At 58.6% G+C, this 6,492-nt stretch carries 6 protein-coding genes; all 6 read left to right on the forward strand.

Annotated features, from left to right (window positions below):
• Positions 1 to 48: 48 nt before the first annotated feature.
• Positions 49 to 552 (forward strand): sigma-70 family RNA polymerase sigma factor, encoded by a 504-nt coding sequence (locus BZK31_RS21185; RefSeq protein ID WP_083185132.1) that lies wholly within the window; start codon positions 49 to 51, stop codon positions 550 to 552.
• On the forward strand, positions 549 to 1,526 hold the full coding sequence (locus BZK31_RS21190; protein ID WP_083185134.1) for a FecR domain-containing protein: 978 nt from the start codon (positions 549 to 551) through the stop codon (positions 1,524 to 1,526). Before BZK31_RS21185 ends, BZK31_RS21190 begins: the two co-directional genes overlap by 4 nt.
• Before the next feature lie 150 nt (positions 1,527 to 1,676).
• On the forward strand, positions 1,677 to 4,025 hold the full coding sequence (gene fecA / locus BZK31_RS21195) for a TonB-dependent Fe(3+) dicitrate receptor FecA (RefSeq protein WP_083185135.1): 2,349 nt from the start codon (positions 1,677 to 1,679) through the stop codon (positions 4,023 to 4,025).
• A 338-nt stretch (positions 4,026 to 4,363) separates the two neighbouring features.
• Positions 4,364 to 4,792 carry an HPF/RaiA family ribosome-associated protein gene (locus BZK31_RS21200; protein WP_083185137.1) on the forward strand — a complete coding sequence of 143 codons (429 nt, stop codon included), beginning with the start codon at positions 4,364 to 4,366 and terminating at the stop codon, positions 4,790 to 4,792.
• Positions 4,793 to 5,244: 452 nt separating this feature from the next.
• Entirely contained in the window at positions 5,245 to 5,490 is a 246-nt protein-coding gene (locus tag BZK31_RS21205) for a hypothetical protein (protein WP_083185139.1), read from the forward strand.
• A gap of 69 nt (positions 5,491 to 5,559) precedes the next feature.
• Entirely contained in the window at positions 5,560 to 5,892 is a 333-nt protein-coding gene (locus BZK31_RS21210; RefSeq protein ID WP_083185141.1) for a DUF3509 domain-containing protein, read from the forward strand.
• The last annotated feature ends 600 nt before the right edge of the window (positions 5,893 to 6,492 follow it).

Here is a 6,492-nt window from a genome sequence, read left to right on the forward strand (position 1 = left end):
CTGACAGAATCCACGCCATCAATGAGTCCTCGTGGATTGTTCTCCGTGATGCCCACCGCCCACCCTGCTCTCAATCACACCGTCGATGGCCTGTTCCGGGCGCACAATGCCTGGCTGACGGGCTGGTTGCGACGCAGGCTCGGCTGCCCGCACAGCGCGGCGGATCTGGCGCAGGACACGTTCATCAAGGTACTGGGCGCCCGCGACACGCAACAGATCGTCGAACCGCGCGCGTTTCTGACCACCATTGCCCGGCGCGTACTGTGCAATCACTACCGGCGTCAGGATCTGGAGCGCGCCTACTATCAGGCGCTGGCCGAATTGCCCGAATGCGTGGCACCGTCGGAAGAAGAACGGGCGATCATTCTCGAAACCCTGGTGGAGCTGGATCAGTTGCTGGATGACCTTCCCCTGGCGGTGAAGCGCGCCTTTCTGATGTCGCAGGTCGATGGCCTGAGTCATGGTGAAATCGCTGCCGCGCTGGGCATCTCCATCGCGACGGTCAAGCGTCACCTCAACAAGGCCGCGCTGCGCTGCTATTTCGCCTTATGAACCTGAACAGCGAATCGCTGAACAAATCCGACATCTCGCCTGTGGTTGCACAGCAGGCGGTCGGCTGGCTGCTGGAGATGCAGGAGGGTGCCTTGAGCGCCGGTCGTCAGCAGGCCTGGCAACTCTGGCTCAATGGCAACGCCGAACATCAGCGGGCATGGGCGCATATCCAGCGCGTCAACCAGCGCCTCAGCGGGCTCTCGTCACCCTTGGCCCATGCAGCGCTGGGTGCGCCGAAATCCGCCGGTCGTCGTCATGCCCTCAAGTTGTTGTTGCTGCTGGGCGCAGGTTCGGTGGCGGGCTGGAGCCTGCGTGAACAGATCGCGCTGCAACCCTTGCTCGCCGACTACAACAGCGGCGTGGGCGAGCAGCGCAAGGTGGCTTTGAGCGACGGCAGTCAGGTGCAGTTGAACACCGCCAGCGCCGTGGACGTGAAATTCGATACGCAACAGCGGCTGATTCAGCTGTTGTCCGGTGAAATCCTGATGACCGCCTCGGCGGACGCACGACCGCTGAACCTTTTGACCGCCGAAGGGACGGTGAACGCCGCGACCGGCAACAGCCGCTTCAATCTGCGGCAGTTGAACGGCCGCACGCAGCTGGCAGTGTTCGCCGGAGCGGTAAACCTGTTGCCGGTTGACCGGGCTGGTTCGGGCCTGACCGTCCAGGCGCAGCAACAAGTCAGCTTCAACCGCGACGCCTGGGGCAGCGTTCGCCCGGTGGATGCCAGCAGCGGCGCATGGGCCGACGGCATGCTGGTGGCGTCGCGCATGAAGCTGTCCGACTTTCTCGAGGAACTGGGGCGCTATCGCCGCGGCCGTCTGCACTGCGACGCCAAGGTCGCCAGCCTGTTGATCTCGGGCAGTTATCCACTGGCCGACAGCGAACGGATACTCGACATGCTGGAAATCGCCCTGCCGGTTCGCGTGCAGCGCTTTACCCGATATTGGGTGAACGTGCAGGCACGGGTTTGAAACGCTCCGGTTTCTGATCGTTGCGCAGGCCTGCGCGCGGAGCCTGTTTAATCGCGCAGCAAAAAATAGTCGAACATTCGTGAGCCGTTTTCAGCCACTCGCGTGACAGACAGGGAAAGCTCTTCAATCTTCCGGTCAAAGGACTCCTGCATGTCAGCCCGCCCTACCCAACTTTCCCCGATGGTTCGCACGCTGCGCCATGTCATCTTCGGCGCCAGCCTTTCGGTGGGCAGCCTGTCGATGGCTCAGGCCGCCGATGTAGCGCCCAAGGTCTACCACATCGCGCCAAGCGAACTTGAAACAGCGTTGAACCAGTTTGGCCGGGAAGCGGGCGTGCTGATTTCCTATGGCTCGCAAGTCACCAGCGGGCTGAAGAGCCGCGGCCTGGAAGGTCAGTACACGCCCGAGCAAGGCCTCAACGCCCTGCTCGAAGGCACCGGGCTGCAAGCCGTGGCCGATGGCAACAATGGCTTCACCGTGCAGTCGGCCAGCGTCGTCGGCGCACCGATCGAGCTCGGCGTTTCGACAGTGGTCGGCGACTGGCTGGGCGAGGCGCAGCAGACCAATGTTTTCGAACATCCCGGCGCACGTGACGTGATACGCCGCGAAGAATTCGAGCGGGTCGGCGCGACCTCGGCACGTGACGTGCTCAACCGTATTCCCGGCGTCAACGCCCCGGAAAACAATGGCACCGGCAGCCACGACATGGCGCTGAACTTCGGTATTCGCGGCCTCAATCCGCGTCTGGCTTCGCGCTCCACGGTGTTGATGGACGGTATACCTGTGCCGTTCGCGCCTTACGGCCAGCCGCAGTTGTCGTTCGCGCCGGTCAGCATGGGCAACATGGACGCCGTTGACGTGGTGCGCGGCGGCGGCGCGGTGCGTTACGGCCCGCAGAACGTCGGCGGTATCGTCAACTTCGTGACCCGCGCCATTCCCGATGAGCCGACGCTCAAGGGCGGCATCCAGACTGAAACCAGCCCGTCTTCCAGCCATGACGGCTTCAAGACCACCGGCAACCTGTTGGCGGGCGGCACCAACGACAACGGCCTGGGCGGCGCGATTCTGTACTCCGGGGTGCGCGGCGGCGACTGGCGCGAACACAGCGACACGCAGATCGACGATCTGATCCTCAAGGGTAAATACCAGATCGACGAGGCCAACAGCCTCAACGCCATGGCTCAGTACTACGACGGCGAAGCCGAGATGCCGGGCGGCTTGAGTGTGGCCGACTACGACGCCGACCCGTACCAGTCGACTCGTTTGAAGGACAAGTTCTGGGGACGTCGCACGATGTTCAACTTCGGCTATCGCTACGAGCAGGACGCACGGGTGTTCACCGCCAACACCTTTTTCACCAAGACCCTACGCAGCGGCTATCTGGACCAGGGCAGCTTTGTGTCCCTGTCGCCTCGCGAATATTGGGTGCGCGGTCTGGAAACCCGTTTCTCCCAAGGCTTTGCGCTGGGCGAAACCTGGCATGAAGTGGGCGTCGGCTACCGCTACGTCAACGAGGCCGGTCATGAGCTGCGCTACCGCGAACCGGTGACCGGCCAGTTACCGACCACCGCCAGTCGCAACGACCGCGACACTCGTGGTTCGACCCAAGCCCATGCGTTCTACATCGATGATCGCATCGACATCGGCAAGTGGACCATCACACCTGGCATCCGCTACGAAATGATCGACACCGCGCAGAACAACAACCTGACCAACGTCAAATACCAAGGCGACTACAACACCGCGCTGCCTGCGCTGAACGTGCTCTATCACCTGACCGACACCTGGAACCTGTACGCCAACACCGAAGGCTCGTTCGGCAGCGTGCAGTACAGCCAGATGCCCAACCGCGTGACGGGCGGTGAAGTGAAGCCGGAAAAGGCGCGCACCTGGGAACTGGGCACCCGTTATGACAACGGCAACCTGCGCGCCGAGATCGGGGCCTTCCTGATCAACTTCGACAACCAGTACGACAGCAACCAGACCAACGACACCGTCATTGCCCGAGGCGAAACGCGCCATCAAGGCATCGAAACCAGCGTCAACTATGCGCTGGAAGGTTTGAACCCGGCGCTGGCGGGCTACGATGTCTACGCCACCTACGCGTTCGTGGACGCTACCATTCGTGAGGACGGTCCGAACAAAGGCAACCGCGTACCCTTCTCGTCCAGACACAAGGGCACATTGGGCGTCAGCTACACCGAAGGTCCATGGAAGCTGAATCTGGACAGCGCGTTCCAGAGTGATCAGTTCGCCGACAATGCCAACACCTCGACCGAAACTGCCGACGGCAGCAATGGCCGCATCCCCGGCTACATGCTGTTCAGCACCCGAGCCGGTTACGACTTCGGTCCGAAACTCTCCGACCTGAACGTGGCTGTGGGCATGAAGAACATCTTCAATCGCCAGTACTACACCCGCTCGTTCGACGACAACAACCGCGGCAAATACGTCGGCGAACCACGCACCGTCTACGTCCAGACCTCAGTCGCGTTTTGATGCAATTTTCCTGATGTAATCGATCGTTCCCATGCGCCGCACGGGAACGTCGCTCTACCTCCCTTGTTTTGCACCGGCCTATCGATGTGCCTGGGCCGGGCAGCCTGCAGAGCCTCGTGGGTTGCATCTGGCATAGGGTAGGAAATGAGCCGGGCAAAAGGGGGAAACTTTCGTTCAAACATTTCTTGTTTTTTTATACTGCGAAATATTTCTTCCATATTGGGGTTGAATTGTCGGGTCATTGCCGCCAACACTGTGAATGAGCGCAAACGAAACCGAATTCCGCGAGGAATCGCACAGTCCAGGCTCACACGAGCAAGCCCTAATAAGGATTAACTATGCAAATCCAGGTCAATAGCGATAATCACATCGAAAGCAGTATCCGACTGGAGGAGTGGGTTCGTACCACCGTTGAAAGCACGCTCGAACATTACGACGAATACCTGACTCGCGTGGAAGTCCATATCCGCGATGAAAACGGCGACAAGCCCGGCCCGCATGACATCAAATGCCAGATGGAAGCCCGGCCAAAAGGTCACCAGCCCATTTCTGTTTCCCACAAGGCCGATACGGTAGATCAGGCGGTGGATGGCGCGGCAGTGAAACTGGACCATGCCCTTGAACACTTGTTTGGCAAACTGCGCGGCAAGCGCGGCGCGGCCCCGGTCCTGACCGAGCAGGACGACGATTCGGTCAGCCCGGACGCGTTGCTTGAAGAGGAATTTCTGGAGAAAGAGCAGGAGAAGGAAGCCGCTCGTTTGAGCTGATTTCGGCTCGCTGCTTGAACAGGTTTCACAATAGACAAAAAGGGCGAACCTGCGAGGGTTCGCCCTTCTTCGTGATGCGCATGCAGGTCAGTCAAAAGCGTTGAAAAGTGATTCACCCTGCGACTGATCGGTGCGCACCACAAATGCCCGGCGCACAGCTTTGTATCACCCGGGACACGCTTTGCGACGCTGCAGCTCGACGTCTCGGTGCCGTCCATCGAATTTAACATCCAGTGACAAACCAATATCGAGCGCCATGTCCATTTCTTCTGTGAGCAAAAACGGAGGCCGTTAACCTGCCTTCCGACATCGCATGATCACTCGAACAGCATGCATCCCACCCTCCTTCAACGGCCGTACAGGACACCTGACATCGTGATTTTCGGAACACCTCCAAACGAGGTTTTTATCCCGCAAATGCGAATGCCTGACCGGAAAAGGAAAGCGTCTGAATGTCTGACAATCCGTGGAATCTGTCCTATGTAAATCACCCGCCGGTCAGTGCGCGAGGCAGGCCTGAAGCCGTCGCTCGTGAGCTTTGCGCCACGGCCATCGACAAACTGTTCACGTACCCACTCCCTGCGAAATACAGCGCTGGCGGCGACCTGTCCTGCGCACGCCAAAAGGCCACTCCTGAAAAATGGCCCGAACCGTGCAACGCACTGATGGCGACACCCAAGCCACGGCCAAGCCACTGATCGGCCGCTGAGAACCAAAAGGACTTAAACCCGGTCAACTTATGCAGAACCATTGAGCAGGTAAATGATATGGACAATCCTTTTCAGATGATCACGGACACTTTCCATCCGGACTATCGGGTGAATCTGAGCATTCAAGGACTGGACGGCAGCATCATGCTGACGCTCTCCAACGAACGTGGCGTCGTCGCCAAGCGCCTGATCAGCGCCGCTCAACGTAACGACCCGGAACGCCTGCGCCGCCTGATAGAAAGCGTGCAGTTCGGCATCGCCATCGAACGTGGCGACAGCGCAATCAAGATTCTGGCTGCAATGACAGATGGCGCTGCCCTTCGGCAGCCAGGTGCGCCATCCAATGACGAGTGGCAGCGAAAGCGGCCGAATCTGGCGGCGGGGGTTTGATGGGACGGCATCCTTGCGATGCCATTCTGATTTTTAGACTTGCGTGCTGAATACTGATCGCATCTGGCCTACCAATCCGGACAGTCTGAAAAGCCTGCGTCACAGGCGATTCTATTTTGTTCGAGCAATCCAGGCACTGTTGTCAGGAACACATAAAAGTCGTCGCTAAGATAGTCTTCGACGAAAGACGTATCTTGGCCAAGAGGCGAATCTGCGTACTACAAGCCTTCAGGTGTAATAGGGCACGAATAAAGTGTTTTATTTTTCCCGCCTGAAAAGAATGCAATATATTAGGCTTACCCCCCTCACCCGCATACGCTTTCATTGCCTCAGACAAACATCGATAAAAACCTTCCTTTGTTCATCACGAAGAAACAGGCCACACCCTGTGGCCCCAAAAACGGAAAGCTGGAAATATCTGAATATCTCACCTCCACAACATGACCAAACCAAAAAACCTATGCAGAAAACGCATCAACGTGCGCCGACACTAACGCCCAGTCAGGTTCGAAAAGACCTGACGCTTCCAGCCCTCCATTTCTTTATCTAGCAAACATATAACATTTTTTAGAAAATCATGTAGATCACCCTCAAAATAGT

This window comes from Pseudomonas floridensis, from assembly GCF_002087235.1.
Lineage (GTDB): Bacteria > Pseudomonadota > Gammaproteobacteria > Pseudomonadales > Pseudomonadaceae > Aquipseudomonas > Aquipseudomonas floridensis.